Origin of the sequence: Microcoleus sp. PH2017_05_CCC_O_A (assembly GCF_020738785.1) — a bacterium.
Taxonomy (GTDB): Bacteria; Cyanobacteriota; Cyanobacteriia; order Cyanobacteriales; family Microcoleaceae; genus Microcoleus.
Window position 1 is genome coordinate 6,577 of the sequence record NZ_JAEQCB010000085.1, and the last position, 15,494, is coordinate 22,070.

Here is a 15,494-nt window from a genome sequence, read left to right on the forward strand (position 1 = left end):
CTAACAAAGACCGCCTCCGCGGGCTGGAAGAAAGACAAACAAAGACGGCGATTTAAATCGCTTCTACACTAACAAAGACCGCCTCCGCGGGCTGGAAGAGTTAATCAGATTAGTTGAAATTTAATTAACATCATTCTTTTGATATACTGAGATTCGTTATTCCAACTAGCAATTATAACGCTTTTATGGCAATTTTAGAATTTTTATTGGTAATTGGTTTGGGCGGATTCGCAGGCTTGTTGATTGTCAACAATCTGAATGAAAGCAAGCAAAAGCGACAGTTGGATGAGGCTTTTTATCAGTTGTTGGAAACTCAAAACAGTCAGATGTCGCTGATTCAATTGGCTGCTAGCGCGAGAGTTGAGGCTGAAGTTGCTCAGCAGTATTTAAACCGACAAGTTAAGATTTTTTCGGCGATTTTAGAGGTGGATGATGAAGGGGATACTTTTTATCGGTTTCCGAGGTTGCGCTTGCCGCCGAGTTCTGGTAAGGAATGGTAAAGCAGTTGACAGTTGATAGTTGACAGTTGACAGTTGACAGTTGTCAGTGGTTAGTTGTCAGTTTCCTAATAATATTTAGTGGCTTTTAACTAATTTAATGCTGATTAAAGATATCGGAGAACAAGGTCTTTTAAGAATATTACAAAAATTCTGTCCCGCCGAAATTGTGGGTGATGATTGCGCTGTACTTCCGACAAATCCTCACCAATCTCTGGCGGTGACGACGGATATGTTGGTGGATGGAGTGCATTTTAGCGATCGCACCACCAGCCCTTATGACGCAGGATGGCGCGCCGCAGCCGCGAATTTGTCGGATCTGGCTGCGATGGGTGCAAAGCCTCTGGCGGTGACTGTAGCCCTGGCTGTGACGGCGGATACGGCTGTGGAGTGGGTGGAAGAGTTTTATCGGGGGATGACGGCTTGTCTGCAAGAGTATCATACGCCGATCGCCGGTGGGGATGTGGTGCGATCGTCTGTGGTGACAATTTCGATTACTGCTTTTGGGGAGGTTGAGTGCGATCGTACCATTCGTCGGTCAAATGCGCGGGAGAATTGGGCGATTGTGGCTACTGGTGTGCACGGGGCTTCTCGCGCGGGATTGGAGTTGTTGTTGAATCCTGAATTTGGGCAAAATCTGGAAAAGGGCGATCGAACTTCTTTAATTCTCGCTCACCAGCAGCCTAAACCGCGATTGGATGTTTTGCCCATTTTGTGGGAAATTTTAGATGCTGCGGGTGAGTTTGCGATTGCTGGAATGGATAGCAGCGATGGTTTGGCTGATGCGATTATTCAAGTTTGTCGGGCTAGCGGTGTTGGTGCAAATGTCGATCGCCAAAAAATCCCAATTCCCCCTATTTTCAGCCAACTTGTATCACCTGAAACTGCTTTAGATTGGGCATTGTACGGTGGTGAAGATTTTGAGTTAGTGCTGTTTTTGCCGATCGCAAATGCTGAGTTATTAGTAGAAAAAATCGGAAATGGAGCCGCGATTATCGGCATGACTACCGATAGCACAGATATTTGGTTGACTGATAGCAGTGGTATTTATGGTGATATTAGATTGGAGAGCGATCGGGGATTTCAACACTTCTGAATCATATCTGATCTTAGTCCGCGTAGGCGGACATCGTTTGTGTAGACGCGGTTTCTAACCGCCGGGTTTCTAACCGCCTGGTTCATGATTCGACACTTCTTCCACCTCCCGCAAGATATCATTAACTGGTTGACTTTCGGAATTGGGTAATTGTGCAACAGATTTACGCCCAAACAATCTCAATCTACCATTAATTTTCCACGCACCATTAATCCAACCCATCAATCCAGAAACCAGGATGACAGCCAGGAGACTCCACAACAGACTAGCTAGGGCCGGATGAATGCGATCGCCATTTTGAGGTATTCTGAACACTATGTCTCTCTCTACATAATTCGCAACCGCAGACACCACAATGCCTCCAGCGCCTAATCCAGTACCGAGTATTTCAATTTTTCTTTCTAGGGAGCGATCGCATTCTGCTTGTTCAATATCGACAATTCCTCCCACCAACTCCACCGCAATCTTAATCAAATCAGTGCCATGTTTGAAATAGCCTAAATCGCCCTTAATTTGTTCTTGAAAATACGGACAAGTTCTATCAATGAAAAACTTGAACGTTGTCAAATCATCAGTTGGTATCTGCAATTTATCGCTAATTTGCAACAACTTTTCTTGATAGTTGTAAACATGAATATTAATCGTGTTATTAAAATCTTCTAAACATTCCAAAGCTCTTTCATAATTCAAGCTTTCTCGAAGTAACTCTTTTAGTTTGGTTTTTAGATACTTTAACGATTCATCTATATTAATACTTTGCCTCGAATCAACTCCAGTTGACAATTCAATCCGACTTACCTCGGTGATTTTTGCTTCTAGCTTTTCGATTGTTTGCTCAATCTCTAAATATCGTTCCTTAAGTAGATCGTAATTTCTGCGACTATCAATAAAAGCTTTGGTGATTTTATGGCGGTGATAAAACAGTTCAAACAAAGGTTGAACAATCTTCCCTAATTTTCCCTCAATGTCATCATCAACCAGATAAACAAATACCTGTACTTGACTTTTGGGAGAACTATACTCAAACATCGGAGAATCGAATAACTTAGTATCACGGTAAAAAGGTGGACGCACAGACTCTTCTGGGAAAAGATGTTTTAAACATTCATCTGCAACTTTGCGAAAGTCATTGTCACTTGGCTGTTGATAAGTTTTTGATTTGTAAGTAATCAAAATAGTTTGTCCTAGCCAATTTTCATGACTATCAGCAACCAAAAGATTATTAACATTGAATTGTGTTAATGCTGCGACTTCTAAGTCTTTGTTTTCGTCAGTTTCTGGGCTGCCAATTCTCGCTAAGATACCTTCACTATCATCGATGCGACAAAATCTTAAGGAACCATCGATTTGATTTGAATGCTCTAATTTGTTGGGTTTAGTGAGGGGATAACTGAGGTTTGCTTGAGAAAAAACTTTGGTTTTGTCCAGACTGAAATATTGCCAGATACTATTTGCCCAAGTCCAGATTGAGTCAACATCAGTTTTACTTTTGCTGCTGAGTTGGTAGCTGTAGATATAGACTTGGGGATGGTCAATTTTTAGCATCTGGTGCGGGGGGAATTGAGGGTGGTTGAATGCGTTGTTTTAAGTTTGCTTCTAGCTTTTTGATATCAGGATAGTTATTGGTGAGTGTTTCATAGCCCGGTGTGACTTCCGGTTCTGCATCATCAAGATTTTTGCGAGTCAGATTGGCAATCTGCTCTGCTACTTCGGGAAAATTTTGATAGACTTTATTAATAGCTTCTTTAACTGCTTTATCAGTAGCATCAGACTCAGCTATCGGCAAAACAGTCTTGAGTAATTCTTCAATAAATGGCGGAGTCAGAATCTCTGGGGCTTTGGTAATCGCGTTATAGATTTCCGACAAAATCAGGGTTTTCATCATAAGTTTACCTCAAAAATGGATGTACAATGTCAAGTGCTGTAGGAGCGGGTTTTACCAAAAACCAATAATCTCGTAAACCCGCCCCCACCAAATTTTGATTAATTTTGTTCAGCTTGTTTTTGTTGAGCTTCAGTGACAATCTTTGCTACTTCAGCTACCGGCAAGTCTAAGAATAGAGCAATTTGTTCTGTAATTAATCCCACATTAAACATTCTGAGGATTGCAGCTTTTTCTCGTTGTTTAGCTTCAGCTTGTAATTGAGCTTCTGCTTCAGCTTGTCCTTCCGCAAAAACATCTTGATAGAATCTGGTTTTCTTTAACTCACTGAGGTTAAACATGGCGGCAATCTCCTCTCTGGTTTTTTGGGGTAACTTGTAAACAATGATAGTTTCTAGTAAGTTGATGAAGCTCTCTCTGACTACGATATTCACTATTTCGGTTTCGGCTTGTCTGGCTAAATTTATAGCCAAATCCGAGGCCGTGTTTTCTGGTTCGATTACCAGTTTAAGTAATTTTATCGGTAGAGATGCTGTTTCTGGTTGGGTAAGTTCATCCAGGTAAATGCGGGTGATTTTTGGGAGTGCCAGCATTTCCTGAAAGTGGATGTCACTTTCTCTTTCTGTTTGCCGATTTGGGTAAATGACTACCAATTGCCAAGGGTGCGGCGGTTGGTATTGTTTGAGATAGATGAATAGTTCGGCAAATAGACGATAATACAGATTTGGGTCTGGTTGAAATTGGACTTCCACAATGTAGAATGGTAATTGAGAATCTGCGACAATTGGCAGAAACAAACCATCTAGGCGAAAGGCTAATTGTTTGACTTCTTGGGATGTGAATTGGTATTGGTTTGTAGCATCGGCAGGTATGCCCAGCAGGGCAAAGAAAATAAACGGAAATTCTTGGAAGATGCTGTAAAATAGGCTGTCGGTTTTCATCGATCGAATTTAATCTTTCTTTGAATTATACCCTATTCATTCACGATCGTATCATAATCCCAAGTGCTGTAGGGGCGGGTTCGCCGAAATATTTGACACCCATCGATGGATTATAAAAACCCGCCCCCACCCCACCGAAATATTTAGATCGCAATTCTATTGTACAAATAGATTGTGCGTTATATCATAGCCGGGGCGGGTTTATGAAATCTTTGGTTTTTATCGGAGATTGTTGGTGAACCCGCCCTTACAATATTTGCACATTCACATTATAAACCTATAGCACAAAACGCTCCCCAATGATAAACTTTGCCGTAGGGTTTTACGGTCAGTGGATAACGTCCTAGATATTCCGTAACATCTTCCTTTTGCTCTCCATCGAAACTCTCCGAACCTTCCACCCATTCTAGCAAATCTGAAGTAGTAGCAGACTTAAACCAGCGCTGGGTATCATGGAGCGCTTGACCAATGCTAACTCCAGGTTGCAGTACCTCATAGAATTTTACCATCATCAAGGCTGTCGAGAGGTCATTGACAGCCCAAAGACTGGCCAAAGTTCCCATTGCTCCCGCGTAGAGAAATCCCGTTGGTAATCCAATATAATCGGAGCGATTCTGCGTATCGATTAGCGCGGTTTCGCAGGCGGAAAGCACTACTAGGCGGCACTGTTTGAATCGCAGTCCGAAAATTTCAGCCAAAGTCAGGCATTTGTCAATATCCGCTGTTTTGCCTTCGCGCCATTCCACATAACGATCAGATGCCCCTAAATCTTCGATGATACCCCCTGACAAAATCAAAAACGACTTCAGCGGCTCATCAGGATTAAACGAACCGTGACAGGAAAAATGCGCGCAATGAGCATTTTCTAACTGCTCTAAATACTGTTCCAAAAGATTAGTTTTACTCGCTTCCGAGCCCGGAAGAATTTGACTGATGGCGAATTTGGGGGCGATGCTGGCGACTTCCAAATCGGTGTAGGGAAGATCCGAGGTGGGGTTTTGCAGGGCCAGGAGTTGGTCGAAATTTGGGTGGATTGTAATCTGTTGCAGGAGTTGGCAACTGGGGCTGTATTGAATCCCTTGGGTGAATCTATCTAACAAGAATTCGTCGTCGGTTAGGGGTAGGGCGTGGAGGGGGAACAGGTGCAGCAACCAGTGGGGAATTAGGATTAAACGGGTACTTTCTGAGGGCAGAACTGTGGTGATTTGGAGGATTTCGGCAAGACGCTGGAGATAGTCGGAGAGTTTCTTTTGCCAGTGGGTTTTGCTTTGTTTGTAGTCGGCGCGGTAGTCATTAACTAAGTCGATTAATTCATCGCATTGACGATTGCGATGCACTGTCAGCACGTCGGGGTATGTGACGACAAAGGTGATGATTTCTGTGTCGGTGATGTACCACTCAATTAAGGCGATATCTGGGGTGAGGAGTTGGGTAATTTCGGTGAAAGTAATGGGCTTTAGGACTTCGGGGGTTTCCTGTTTTTGGGCGATGACTTCGGCAAGGTTGCGGGCTTTGTTGGCTTCGGCATATAAGAGTGCTTCTTGGTTGCTTTTGCGATCGAGGCATACTTGCACCATGCCTCTGTAGAGTGTATCCCACTTCAAATCGTGTTTTTGCTTGGTTTCATCTCCCGATTCTAACTCTCGTAATTTGGAGGCTCTGATTATGGCATTTTTAAAGGTATCATAGGCACTTTCGAGAGTTGCTGCTTTTTGGTTTGTGTCTTCTGGTTTTTCTCGATTGATGTTGTCTAGTTTTTGCAGATAAGCCAAGCCCAGGTTCCCTAAAGTTTCTGCATTCTCTAACGGGAAATCCTCAAGGGTACGAATTGTTAAAGCAGCGTTATAAAAGGTGATCGCCCGTTCCAGATTTTGGGCCCGCGAACCCTTGATTCTGTTACTGTAGGCAGCAGCTAGGTTATTTTGAGTCATTGCCCAATATTCAGGGAAATCTTCAAGGGTATGGACTGTTAAAGCAGCCTCATAAAATGCGATCGCCTGTTCCAGATTCTCCGCCCGCGAATCGTTGATTCTGTATAGGTAGGAAACAGCTAGATTATTTTGAATCATTGCCCAATCTTCTGGAAAATCCTCAAAGGTATAGACTGTTAAAGCAGCGTCATAAAAGCCGATCGCCTGTTCCAAATTTTCCGCCGGCGAACCGTTGATTCTTCTGTCTTTGCCTTTGATTCTTCTGTCTTTGTACGCATTAGCTAGGTTATTTTGAATCATTGCCCATTTTTTGGGGAAATCCTCAAAGGTATAAACTGTTAAAGCAGCCTGATAAAACTCGATCGCCAGTTCAAGATTATACGACTGCGAACCTTTGATTCTGTCAGTGTAAACAGCAGCTAGGCAATTTTGAGTATTTGCCCATGTTTCACGGAAATCATCAAAAGTATAAACTGTTAAAGCAGCCTGATAACAGGCGATCGCCAGTTCAAGATTATCCGCGCGCGAACCTTTGATTCTGTTAGTGTAAGCAGCAGCTAGGCAATTTTGAGTATTTGCCCATGTTTCACGGAAATCCTCTAGGGTACGAATAGTTAAAGCTGCGTCATAAAACTCGATCGCCAGTTCAAGATTATCCGCCCGCGAACCTTTGATTCTGTTACTGTAGTCATTAGCTAGGTTATATTGAGTTTGAGCAAACTTTTCGCTTCCCGGTTCCCTATTACTTAAAACTATTTGATAACCAGTAATTGCAATTTCAAGATTATTTTCTCTATTGCCATAGGGATATTCACTAATATGAATACTCAAGTTTTCAATAAGAGCGACAATGAACTCAATTGTTTCTGGGTTTTCCGTAATTAATCTCTGGGATACTTGCTGTAAAATCTGGGCAAAACGACTATTGAGGAGATGTTGCCGTCCTTCGAGCATGGGGTATGTTATTTTAGTATAGCTAATATCGCCATTGCTAGCTTCTGTTTGCAATAATTCTAGTAAAAATATTGCATATTCTTTGTGATTTTCATCTTCATATCTGCCATTGCTTCCATCCATAAGTTCGGCTATTTGGCAGGAAAGATTTCTCGCGAATTGAATTTGAGCAAAATCTTCGCTACCTGGTTCCAGATTATTTAAAACTATTTGATAACCAGTAATCGCAATTTCCAGATTATTCGCTCTACTGCCAAGGGGAAAGCCACTAATATGAATACTCAATCTTCCGATCATGGCGACAATAGACTCAATTTCTTCTGGGCATTGGGGAATTAAATTCTCGGCTACTTGCTGTAAAATCTGGGCAAAACGGGCATTAAGGAGATGTTGCCGTTGACCCAGCATGGGGTAAATTACTTGAATATCGCTATTGCTATCTTGTTCTGCTTGGAATAATTCTAGGAGAAAGTTGGCATACTCTTGGGGATTTTCACCTTCAGAGTTGACTTGATCGCGGTTTTCTTCCATTGTGGGGAGTTGTGAATAACACCAGGATTTATTTTAGCATTATTTATGGGTGGCGGGTTTCGACTTCGCTCAACCACCGGGTTTTTGAACCGCAGATGATGGCGGATGTACGCTGATGAACGCAGATGAATTTGGAAAGAACCCGGTTTCTGAGATTGTTAAAGCAGCCTCACATTAGGTATTAGCCAGCTTCTTTTGAATCATTGCCCAATATTCAGGGAAAGCCTCACGGGTATATACTGTTAAAGCTGCCTCATAAAACGATCGCGCCTTTGCGAGATTTTCATCCCGCGAACCGTTGATTCTGTCATTATGGGCATTACCTAGGTTATATTGAATCATTGCCCAATCTTCAGGAAACTGTTCAGGGGTACGAACAGTTAAAGCAGCCTCAAAAAATGCGATCGCGCGATCCAGATTTTCCGCCCGCGAATCGTTGATTCTGTTTGCGTAAGCAGCAGCTAGGTTATTTTGAGCCATAGCCCAATCTTCCGGGAAGGCCTCAAGGGTGTAGACTGTTAAAGCAGCGCCATAAAGGGCGATCGCCATTTCCACATTTTGGGCCCGCGAACCCTTTATTCTGGTAATATAGGCAGCAGCTAAGTTGTTTTGAGTTTGAGCAAACTTTTCGCTTCCCGGTTGCCGATTATTTAAAACAAGTTGATAAGCGGCAATGGCAATTTCAATATTATTCGCTCTATTTCCACCGGAAAAATTACTAATATTAATCGTCAAGTCTTCAACGAGGCTGACAATTGACTCAATAGTTTGTGCATTTTCGCCACCAAGTAACCTCTGCAATACTTGCTCTAAAATCTCAGAAAACCGAGCATTGAGGAGATGTTGTCGTTCGGCTAGCATCGGGTGAATTACTGCTGGATTGCTATTGCTACCATCTTCTGCTTGCAATAATTCTAGGATAAAGTTAGCATACTCTTGGGGGTTTTCACCTGCGGAGTTATCGCCATCGTTGATATCGATTAATTGTGCTAACTGGCCGATCAGATTTCGCAGGAAATCAGCGCCGTTTTGTCCTCCTTGCTGTGCCATTTTTTCGGCTACCAACTCGCAAGTTTCCAGAAATTCGACATCCAACAATTCTGAGTTATCTTGTAATATCTGGGGCTCTTGGCCGTTGGGGCAATTCAGCAGGGTGTGAATTAGTTCTAGGTAGGCTTGGGCGCGGTTTTCTTCCATTGTTGGGGAGTTGTGAATAATGTCGGGATTTATTTTATCATGGTTGGGGGTTTTGGGGGTTGTTGCAAAGATAAGACGGCGGTTGGAAACCGCGTCTACACAAACGATGTCCGCCTCCGCGGACTGAAGAAGATAACGTAATTTCACCGCCTTTTCTTCAACCCGCGGAGGCGGGTTTTGTCTGTGTAGACGCGGTTTCCAACCGCCGGGTTTCCAACCGCCGGGTTTCCAACCGCCGGGTATTCAACCGCCTTGAATTGTCGGTGGGTGGCCAGAAACCGGGTTTTTGCGAGGATATTTGATGGGAGGCGAAGATATCGGTAAAAACCAAATTACGGCGGTTGGAAACCGCGTCTACACAAACGATGTCCGCCTCCGCGGACTGAAGATAGGACGTAGTTTCACCGCCTTTTATTCAACCCGCGGAGGCGGGTTTTGTCTGTGTAGACGCGGTTTCCAACCGCCGGATTTCCAACCGCCGGGTTTCCAACCGCCCAATCTTCAACCGCCCAATCTTCAACTTCCACCGCCCAGTTTTCTAATTCCTGCACAATGCTACCTTGGGCATTAATCTATCTAAAATTTGTGCGATCGCAATTACCGTCCAATCAATATCAGCTTCAGTTGTTTCGCGTCCCAGTGTCAAGCGAATTCCACCAACCGCACCGCTTTCGTCATATCCCATTGCCAATAATATCGGACTAGGCGTGAGTTTACCACTGCTACAAGCCGCACCGGAACTAATGCCAATTCCGGCTAAATTTAGCTGTCTCACGAGAGTTTTGCCTGTGATTCTCTCTGTGTCTCTCTTTTGGTAAGGGCGACAGGATGGGGAGACAATGCAAAAACTGGTGTGGTGCGGCAGTCGGTAATATCGATCGCCCGTTGGGACTAAACTGGGTATGTCGGCTAATTTGTCAAAAAGTCGATCGCGCAATCCAATCAACCTCGGCGTTTCCACATCCATTTCCTGCACAGCCAACTCCGCCGCCACTCCAAAACCGACGATAGCGGGCAGTGCTTGCGTCCCTGAACGCAGTTTCAACTCTTGTCCTCCCCCGCCGAACATTGGCACCAATTCTAGTCCTGGACGCACGTACAGCGCCCCTGCACCTTGCGGCCCGTAAAGTTTGTGACTGGAAAGCGAAAGCAAGTCTACGGGCAGTTTTTGCACGTCAATCGGCAATTTACCGGCAACTTGAACTGCATCGGTATGGAACAGGATATTGCGATCGCGCGCAATTTGCGATAATGCTTCTATGGGTTGCAGTGTACCAACTTCGCTTTGTCCGTAGATGATGGAAATTAGCACTGTGTGCGATCGCAGCGATTCTTGCAAATCCAAAGGATGAATTCGCCCATGTTTATCGACTGGTAATCGAGTTACTTCCCATCCCAATTCTTCGAGTTGTCGCACCGGTTCTGATACTGCGGAATGCTCAACACTGGAAATAATGATATGCTGCGGTTTTGTATAAAGACGCGCAACTCCCATAATTGCTAAATTATCCGCTTCAGTGCCGCCCGAAGTAAAAATCATCGATTCCGGTAGCGCGTTAATCAGCCCAGCAACCTGCATTCTGGCTAATTCTAAAGCAGTCGCCGCCCTTTGTCCCCACTCGTGCAAACTAGAAGGATTTCCCCAGTATTGAGTCAGAGCTTTTTGCATAGCATCAATTGCTTCTGGGCGTGTCGGCGTTGTAGCGCTATAGTCGAGGTAAATTTGCATTGCTTTAATTAAATGACGAACTAATAATGAATGATTGACTACCTAATGAATAAAGCACTTATCCTAAAGGCATAAATGATTATTGACTCATGACTCATAATTCTTAAATTATGACTGATAACAATTGCTAACTCCCAACTGCTAACTCCCAACTGTCAACTCCCCGCTGTCAACTGTCAACTCCCCACTGTCAACTGTCAACTATCAACTGTCAACTGTCTAATGACTCCCAGGTTTGCAGACATTGTAGTCTTCATGGGACAAGACTTTTTGGGGAATTAAGAAAGTGCCGCAATCTTCACAAAGCATTCTGTAGTTGCGGGTTACAGGAATACTCACAATCCAGCGGTTGTGACGCAGGCGTTTGCCGCCGAAATCTCTGTAATTCTTATTTTCCCCCAAAGCTGCTATAATAGCGCGAGCTTTAGTAACTACATGGTCGGGTAGACCTCTGAGATCGATCGCATCTCTAGCAAATGATGCTTCCCTCTCTTGTTTTTGGGTCTGTTTTTCGGCCAGCAGTTCAACTGATTGCTGTTGCGCTATCAACTCTTGCGTACACCGATGGCACGCTTTACCATATCCCCTGTGACCGCAATCAAAAATTGTTTTTCTTTTCGCCATAAAGCATCAGTATCGGGTTTGACCCACGCCCCTGAATGCTGCTACCCTACCAGTGATGCTTCCGGCATCGAGGCAGTTCTACAAGACGCAAAATCTATTCCCTGTCATAAATTTAATAGTTTTAACTTTCCTCGATCCAATATCTTTCCACTCTGAATAGACGGATGACCTCAATAAAATTTTAAATTTTGTGAATGTACTTTATTCTAATTTACCAGGTTTGTGTTGTGTTGGATTGCTGGCGATCGCCCTGACGGCTTGCGGACAAGCAAAGCAGGACGTGCAGAATTTACCTCCCACTCTCGCTCCGCTGCCTCAAGACCCCTTGTTGCAAGTATACTTCAATCAGTCCCTCACTTCGAGTTACACAGAGCCCTACCGCGCACAAACTAGGGCTGGAGATGATTTAGAAAAGTTAATCGCCGAGGCAGTAGCAAGTGCTGAATCGACCGTAGATATAGCGGTTCAGGAGTTTCGCTTACCCGGTATTGCACGAAGGTTGGCCGATCGCGCGCGCACTGGAATTAAAGTCAGATTAATTGTCGAACATCTGTACAATCGCCCTTGGAGTGATTATACAGCCCAGGAGTTGGCAAAGTTACCGGAACGAGAGCGCGATCGCTACAGCGAATTTCTGCAACTCGCCGATACCAATAAAGACGGTAAATTGAGTGCCGAGGAAATCAAGCAAAATGATGCTTTGGTAATTCTCAAAGATGCGGGGATTCCTGTCATTGACGATACTGCTGACGGCAGCAAAGGCAGCGGTTTGATGCACCACAAATTTGCAGTAATTGACGGCAAAATAGTCATCGTAACTTCGGCGAATTTTACCACCAGCGATATCCACGGCGATTTCAAAACAGCAGCAAGTCGCGGCAATGCCAACAATCTGCTAAAAATTGCCAGCCCTAAATTAGCGCAAATATTTACTCAAGAATTTAACATCATGTGGGGCGACGGGCCCGGTGGTAAACCGGATAGCAAGTTTGGCATCAAAAAGCCGTTTCGTCAAGTGCAAAAAGTGAGAATTGGTAATGCAACTGTGGCGGTGCAATTTTCACCAACAAGTGCGACTTTGCCTTGGGAACAAAGCGTTAACAGTTTGATAAATCGCACTTTAGCAAAGGCGAAAAAATCTGTTAATTTGGCACTGTTTGTATTTTCGGCTCAGCGGTTGTCAAATACTCTGGAACTTGAATCTAGGCGCGGTGTAGCGGTGCGAGCTTTGATTGACTCAAATTTCATTTATCGCCCTTACAGCGAAGGTTTAGACATGATGGGGGCGACTTTCATGCAGGATTGCGGCGGCTTAGAAGCGGACAATCGCCCGTGGAAAAAGCCGCTGACTACAGTGGGAGTGCCGCTGTTACCAATGGGCGATCGCCTGCACCACAAATTCGGCGTTATCGACGGAAATACCGTGCTGACAGGCTCTCACAACTGGAGTGAGGCTGCAAATCACGGGAATGATGAGACGTTATTGGCGATCGACAGCCCGGTAATTGGGGCCCATTTTGAGCGGGAGTTCGATCGGCTTTACAAAGGTGCAATCTTGGGAATTCCCGCCCGAATCAAACAGAAAATTGACGCTAAGCAAAAAGAGTGTAAATCAGTCCAAGCAACATCAAAATCTACGAATCCTCAACCGCAAAGTGGTGATAAAAACTTAATTAATTTGAATAGCGCGACTCAAGAAGAACTAGAAACTTTGCCAGGGGTTGGCCAGAAGTTAGCCGAGAAAATTATTGCAGCGCGGGAAAAGCAGCCTTTTGAGTCTTGGGAGGATGTCGAAAGATTGCCAGGAGTAGGAAACAAGGCTATAGACAAATGGCGCGATCGAGTAACATTTTAAAGTAGGGTGCGTCAGCTATGGTGATTTAATTAATTAATCATCTAGCAACTACAAACCTGCACCATGAATACTTCATTCATTGGTGGAGAGACTAACCAGGAAGGACTAAAGTCCTCACTACAAACCTGCACCATGAATACTTCATTCATTGGTGGAGAGACTAACCAGGAAGGACTAAAGTCCTCACTACAAACCTATTTTATCGATCTTGACAACAGTTAAGCTTTCTAGTTAAACTTACATTCAAATAAAATGCACTTTTTTCATATTGGAGGTATAAAGAGATGAAACGCGCCAGATATTTTACGGGGAAGCGACCAATCAAATTCCTAGCTTTTTTGATTGGTGCAATTTTAGTCACACTAGCAGCTTTCACAGTCAGCGCCCAGCAGACTAGCGAAGCACAATTTCGGGTAAAGAACGAAAACAGTTTTAATATTAACATGATTCAATTCAAGCGCGTTGAATATGTAGGTCAGTGTCCCGGAAGTGGCATCTCCCCTGATTCGCAAAGCGCTCGATTTGTTTCCAGCAAGACTCCCCCCGGCCCTAACAGAAGAGTGCTGATTAAAAATGTGACCGATGGCATGGAAACTGACCCCCTATCCTTACACAGATAGAAGTTATGACAAAGGTGAGTTTTCCGAAAGTTTTGGATTTAAGTTAGCAAACAGTCACAAAACAAGAACTTTTTCGGTTTTAGAGGGCGAAAATAAATTTGCCTATGAAATCAAAGAAAATAACCAAATTATAGAACAGGGTGCGCTTACCGCTCAAGTTTCTGTACAAAATTTAGGTACTTTTCCACGTCAGCAAGTTTGTGAGAACAAAGTCACTTCACAATGTCAGGATGATGCTGATTGTCGCGAGAGGAGGCGCAAAGGAAAAAGTTGCAGAATAGAGTGTGTTACTGTTCAAGAGTGTCGCTGTCCGTAATTTTAGGTATGTTGTTGCGCTTCAGCGCTCTTGGCTCTCCTGGGTTTATGGTGGATACGGTATCAGACACAACTGTTCGCGATTCTGTGATGCTCTCTTCGTCAAGGATATGCGGTTTGTTTATCACCACAGACTCAGGAGAGCCAAAGTAAAATGCCGCAGCTAACACAATATATGTTGCTAAAAGTAGCACTCCTTCCAGCCAATTCGATCGCCCGTCAAGACTAATTAGATTAGCGATTGTCACCGCAATGGCAACTGCAACCACTTCAAACGGATTAAAGTTTAAATCCATCGGCTGATGAATCACGATACCGATAATCACCAACACCGGCGCTACCAGCAAAGCAACTAGCAAACTCGAACCCATCGCCACGGAAACTGACAAATCCATATTATTTTTCATCGCCACTCCCACCGCCGTTACGTATTCCGCCGCACCGCCCACAATCGGCAACAAAATTACACCTGTAAACAGTGGTGTTAATCCCAATCCTTTGGTAGTTTCTTCGACAACGCCCACAAAAATTTCTGATTCAAAAGCAACTGCAACTGTTGAGGCGACTAGCACTCCTATCCACAGCCACAAATTCGGTTTGTGTGTAGTTGATTCATCGGTATTTTCAGAATCTTCTAACTCTAGTATGCCGACTTCGTAAAGATAGCTGTGAGTTTTTAAGGAAAATAGCAGCGTTAGTGCGTAAACTGCAATTAGGACGATCGCAGTTATCAACGAAAGATTCTGAATGGCTGCGGGTTCCACTCCATTCGACGTGTAAATTACCATCGTCGGCAGCAGAATCGCAATCACTGCTAGAGTCATGGTGGAACCGTTCACCCGGGCGATAATTGGCTTAAATTCTTGTTCTTTGTAGCGGATTCCCCCTAGCAGCATGGAAAGTCCCATAACTAAGAGCAAGTTGCTGATAATGGTGCCGGTGATGCTGGCTTTCACGATGTCAATCAAGCCGGCTTTCAGGGCTACTATGGCAATAATTAATTCTGTAGCATTCCCGAAGACTGCATTTAATAAGCCGCCGATGGAGGGCCCTGTGACGATCGCCACTTCTTCTGTTGCTGTGCTCAACCAAATCGCCAGAGGTATAATGCCTAGGGCGGATGTGATGAAAACTACCAGGGAACCCCAGTGCAAATATTCGGCTGCGATGGAAATGGGGATGAAAATTAACAGGGCTATGGAAAGAATTTTTTTGATTGACATAGGGACTCGGATAGTGTATTGAAGGTGAGTTCGAGTTGCCAGGGCGATCGCCAAATTGATTTTATATCAATATGCTTGGGATAAGAAGATCGGGCGCTT

General features: G+C 44.1%; 14 protein-coding genes. 5 read left to right on the forward strand and 9 right to left on the reverse strand.

Features of this window, described 5'->3' with window-relative positions:
• Window positions 1–185 precede the first annotated feature (185 nt).
• Window positions 186–500, forward strand: a complete 315-nt coding sequence (locus JGK20_RS20385; protein WP_293186771.1) for a hypothetical protein — start codon at window positions 186–188, stop codon at window positions 498–500.
• A 97-nt stretch (window positions 501–597) separates the two neighbouring features.
• A complete protein-coding gene (gene thiL, locus JGK20_RS20390) occupies window positions 598–1,593 on the forward strand; it encodes a thiamine-phosphate kinase (protein WP_293231922.1) in 996 nt (331 codons plus the stop codon).
• A gap of 69 nt (window positions 1,594–1,662) precedes the next feature.
• Here thiL and JGK20_RS20395 read toward each other — a convergent pair whose 3' ends face one another.
• The 8 genes from JGK20_RS20395 to JGK20_RS20430 all read right to left on the reverse strand — a co-directional run bounded on the left by JGK20_RS20395 (window position 1,663) and on the right by JGK20_RS20430 (window position 11,382).
• Window positions 1,663–3,138 (reverse strand): hypothetical protein, encoded by a 1,476-nt coding sequence (locus JGK20_RS20395; RefSeq protein WP_293214318.1) that lies wholly within the window; start codon window positions 3,136–3,138, stop codon window positions 1,663–1,665.
• Window positions 3,125–3,478 carry a hypothetical protein gene (locus JGK20_RS20400; protein ID WP_293186774.1) on the reverse strand — a complete coding sequence of 118 codons (354 nt, stop codon included), beginning with the start codon at window positions 3,476–3,478 and terminating at the stop codon, window positions 3,125–3,127. Before JGK20_RS20400 ends, JGK20_RS20395 begins: the two co-directional genes overlap by 14 nt.
• A gap of 98 nt (window positions 3,479–3,576) precedes the next feature.
• Window positions 3,577–4,416: an Rpn family recombination-promoting nuclease/putative transposase gene (locus tag JGK20_RS20405; RefSeq protein WP_293231924.1), complete on the reverse strand. Its 840-nt coding sequence runs from the start codon at window positions 4,414–4,416 to the stop codon at window positions 3,577–3,579.
• A 269-nt stretch (window positions 4,417–4,685) separates the two neighbouring features.
• Window positions 4,686–7,832, reverse strand: coding sequence for a CHAT domain-containing tetratricopeptide repeat protein (locus JGK20_RS20410; RefSeq protein WP_293231926.1), 3,147 nt, complete (start codon window positions 7,830–7,832; stop codon window positions 4,686–4,688).
• Between the two features lie 174 nt (window positions 7,833–8,006).
• Window positions 8,007–9,029 (reverse strand): tetratricopeptide repeat protein, encoded by a 1,023-nt coding sequence (locus tag JGK20_RS20415; protein WP_293231928.1) that lies wholly within the window; start codon window positions 9,027–9,029, stop codon window positions 8,007–8,009.
• Between the two features lie 401 nt (window positions 9,030–9,430).
• Entirely contained in the window at window positions 9,431–9,580 is a 150-nt protein-coding gene (locus tag JGK20_RS20420) for a hypothetical protein (protein WP_293231930.1), read from the reverse strand.
• The gene (locus JGK20_RS20425) at window positions 9,568–10,758 is read right to left on the reverse strand and encodes a cysteine desulfurase family protein (RefSeq protein ID WP_293186779.1); all 1,191 of its coding nucleotides are present in this window, start codon (window positions 10,756–10,758) and stop codon (window positions 9,568–9,570) included. Before JGK20_RS20425 ends, JGK20_RS20420 begins: the two co-directional genes overlap by 13 nt.
• Before the next feature lie 219 nt (window positions 10,759–10,977).
• Window positions 10,978–11,382, reverse strand: a complete 405-nt coding sequence (locus tag JGK20_RS20430) for a hypothetical protein (RefSeq protein WP_293186780.1) — start codon at window positions 11,380–11,382, stop codon at window positions 10,978–10,980.
• Between the two features lie 190 nt (window positions 11,383–11,572).
• Here JGK20_RS20430 and JGK20_RS20435 point away from each other — a divergent pair, with 190 nt between their 5' ends.
• The 3 genes from JGK20_RS20435 to JGK20_RS20445 all read left to right on the forward strand — a co-directional run bounded on the left by JGK20_RS20435 (window position 11,573) and on the right by JGK20_RS20445 (window position 14,173).
• The gene (locus JGK20_RS20435; protein WP_293231932.1) at window positions 11,573–13,237 is read left to right on the forward strand and encodes a DUF655 domain-containing protein; all 1,665 of its coding nucleotides are present in this window, start codon (window positions 11,573–11,575) and stop codon (window positions 13,235–13,237) included.
• Between the two features lie 284 nt (window positions 13,238–13,521).
• Window positions 13,522–13,857: a hypothetical protein gene (locus tag JGK20_RS20440; protein WP_293231934.1), complete on the forward strand. Its 336-nt coding sequence runs from the start codon at window positions 13,522–13,524 to the stop codon at window positions 13,855–13,857.
• Window positions 13,820–14,173, forward strand: a complete 354-nt coding sequence (locus tag JGK20_RS20445; RefSeq protein WP_293231936.1) for a hypothetical protein — start codon at window positions 13,820–13,822, stop codon at window positions 14,171–14,173. Before JGK20_RS20440 ends, JGK20_RS20445 begins: the two co-directional genes overlap by 38 nt.
• On the opposite strand, the gene cax is transcribed toward JGK20_RS20445, so the two are convergent.
• Window positions 14,145–15,395, reverse strand: a complete 1,251-nt coding sequence (gene cax / locus JGK20_RS20450; protein WP_293231938.1) for a calcium/proton exchanger — start codon at window positions 15,393–15,395, stop codon at window positions 14,145–14,147. The two genes, JGK20_RS20445 and cax, sit on opposite strands and share 29 nt — an antisense overlap.
• Window positions 15,396–15,494 lie beyond the last annotated feature (99 nt).

Excerpts from the sequence above, each read along its gene's own strand:
- JGK20_RS20445 (WP_293231936.1), top strand. The coding sequence starts at position 13,820 with ATGGCATGGAAACTGACCCCCTATCCTTACACAGATAGAAGTTATGAC.
- JGK20_RS20405 (WP_293231924.1), bottom strand. The coding sequence starts at position 4,416 with ATGAAAACCGACAGCCTATTTTACAGCATCTTCCAAGAATTTCCGTTT.
- JGK20_RS20400 (WP_293186774.1), bottom strand. The coding sequence starts at position 3,478 with ATGATGAAAACCCTGATTTTGTCGGAAATCTATAACGCGATTACCAAA.
- thiL (WP_293231922.1), top strand. The coding sequence starts at position 598 with ATGCTGATTAAAGATATCGGAGAACAAGGTCTTTTAAGAATATTACAA.
- cax (WP_293231938.1), bottom strand. The coding sequence starts at position 15,395 with ATGTCAATCAAAAAAATTCTTTCCATAGCCCTGTTAATTTTCATCCCC.
- JGK20_RS20385 (WP_293186771.1), top strand. The coding sequence starts at position 186 with ATGGCAATTTTAGAATTTTTATTGGTAATTGGTTTGGGCGGATTCGCA.
- JGK20_RS20425 (WP_293186779.1), bottom strand. The coding sequence starts at position 10,758 with ATGCAAATTTACCTCGACTATAGCGCTACAACGCCGACACGCCCAGAA.
- JGK20_RS20395 (WP_293214318.1), bottom strand. The coding sequence starts at position 3,138 with ATGCTAAAAATTGACCATCCCCAAGTCTATATCTACAGCTACCAACTC.
- JGK20_RS20410 (WP_293231926.1), bottom strand. The coding sequence starts at position 7,832 with ATGGAAGAAAACCGCGATCAAGTCAACTCTGAAGGTGAAAATCCCCAA.
- JGK20_RS20440 (WP_293231934.1), top strand. The coding sequence starts at position 13,522 with ATGAAACGCGCCAGATATTTTACGGGGAAGCGACCAATCAAATTCCTA.
- JGK20_RS20430 (WP_293186780.1), bottom strand. The coding sequence starts at position 11,382 with ATGGCGAAAAGAAAAACAATTTTTGATTGCGGTCACAGGGGATATGGT.
- JGK20_RS20415 (WP_293231928.1), bottom strand. The coding sequence starts at position 9,029 with ATGGAAGAAAACCGCGCCCAAGCCTACCTAGAACTAATTCACACCCTG.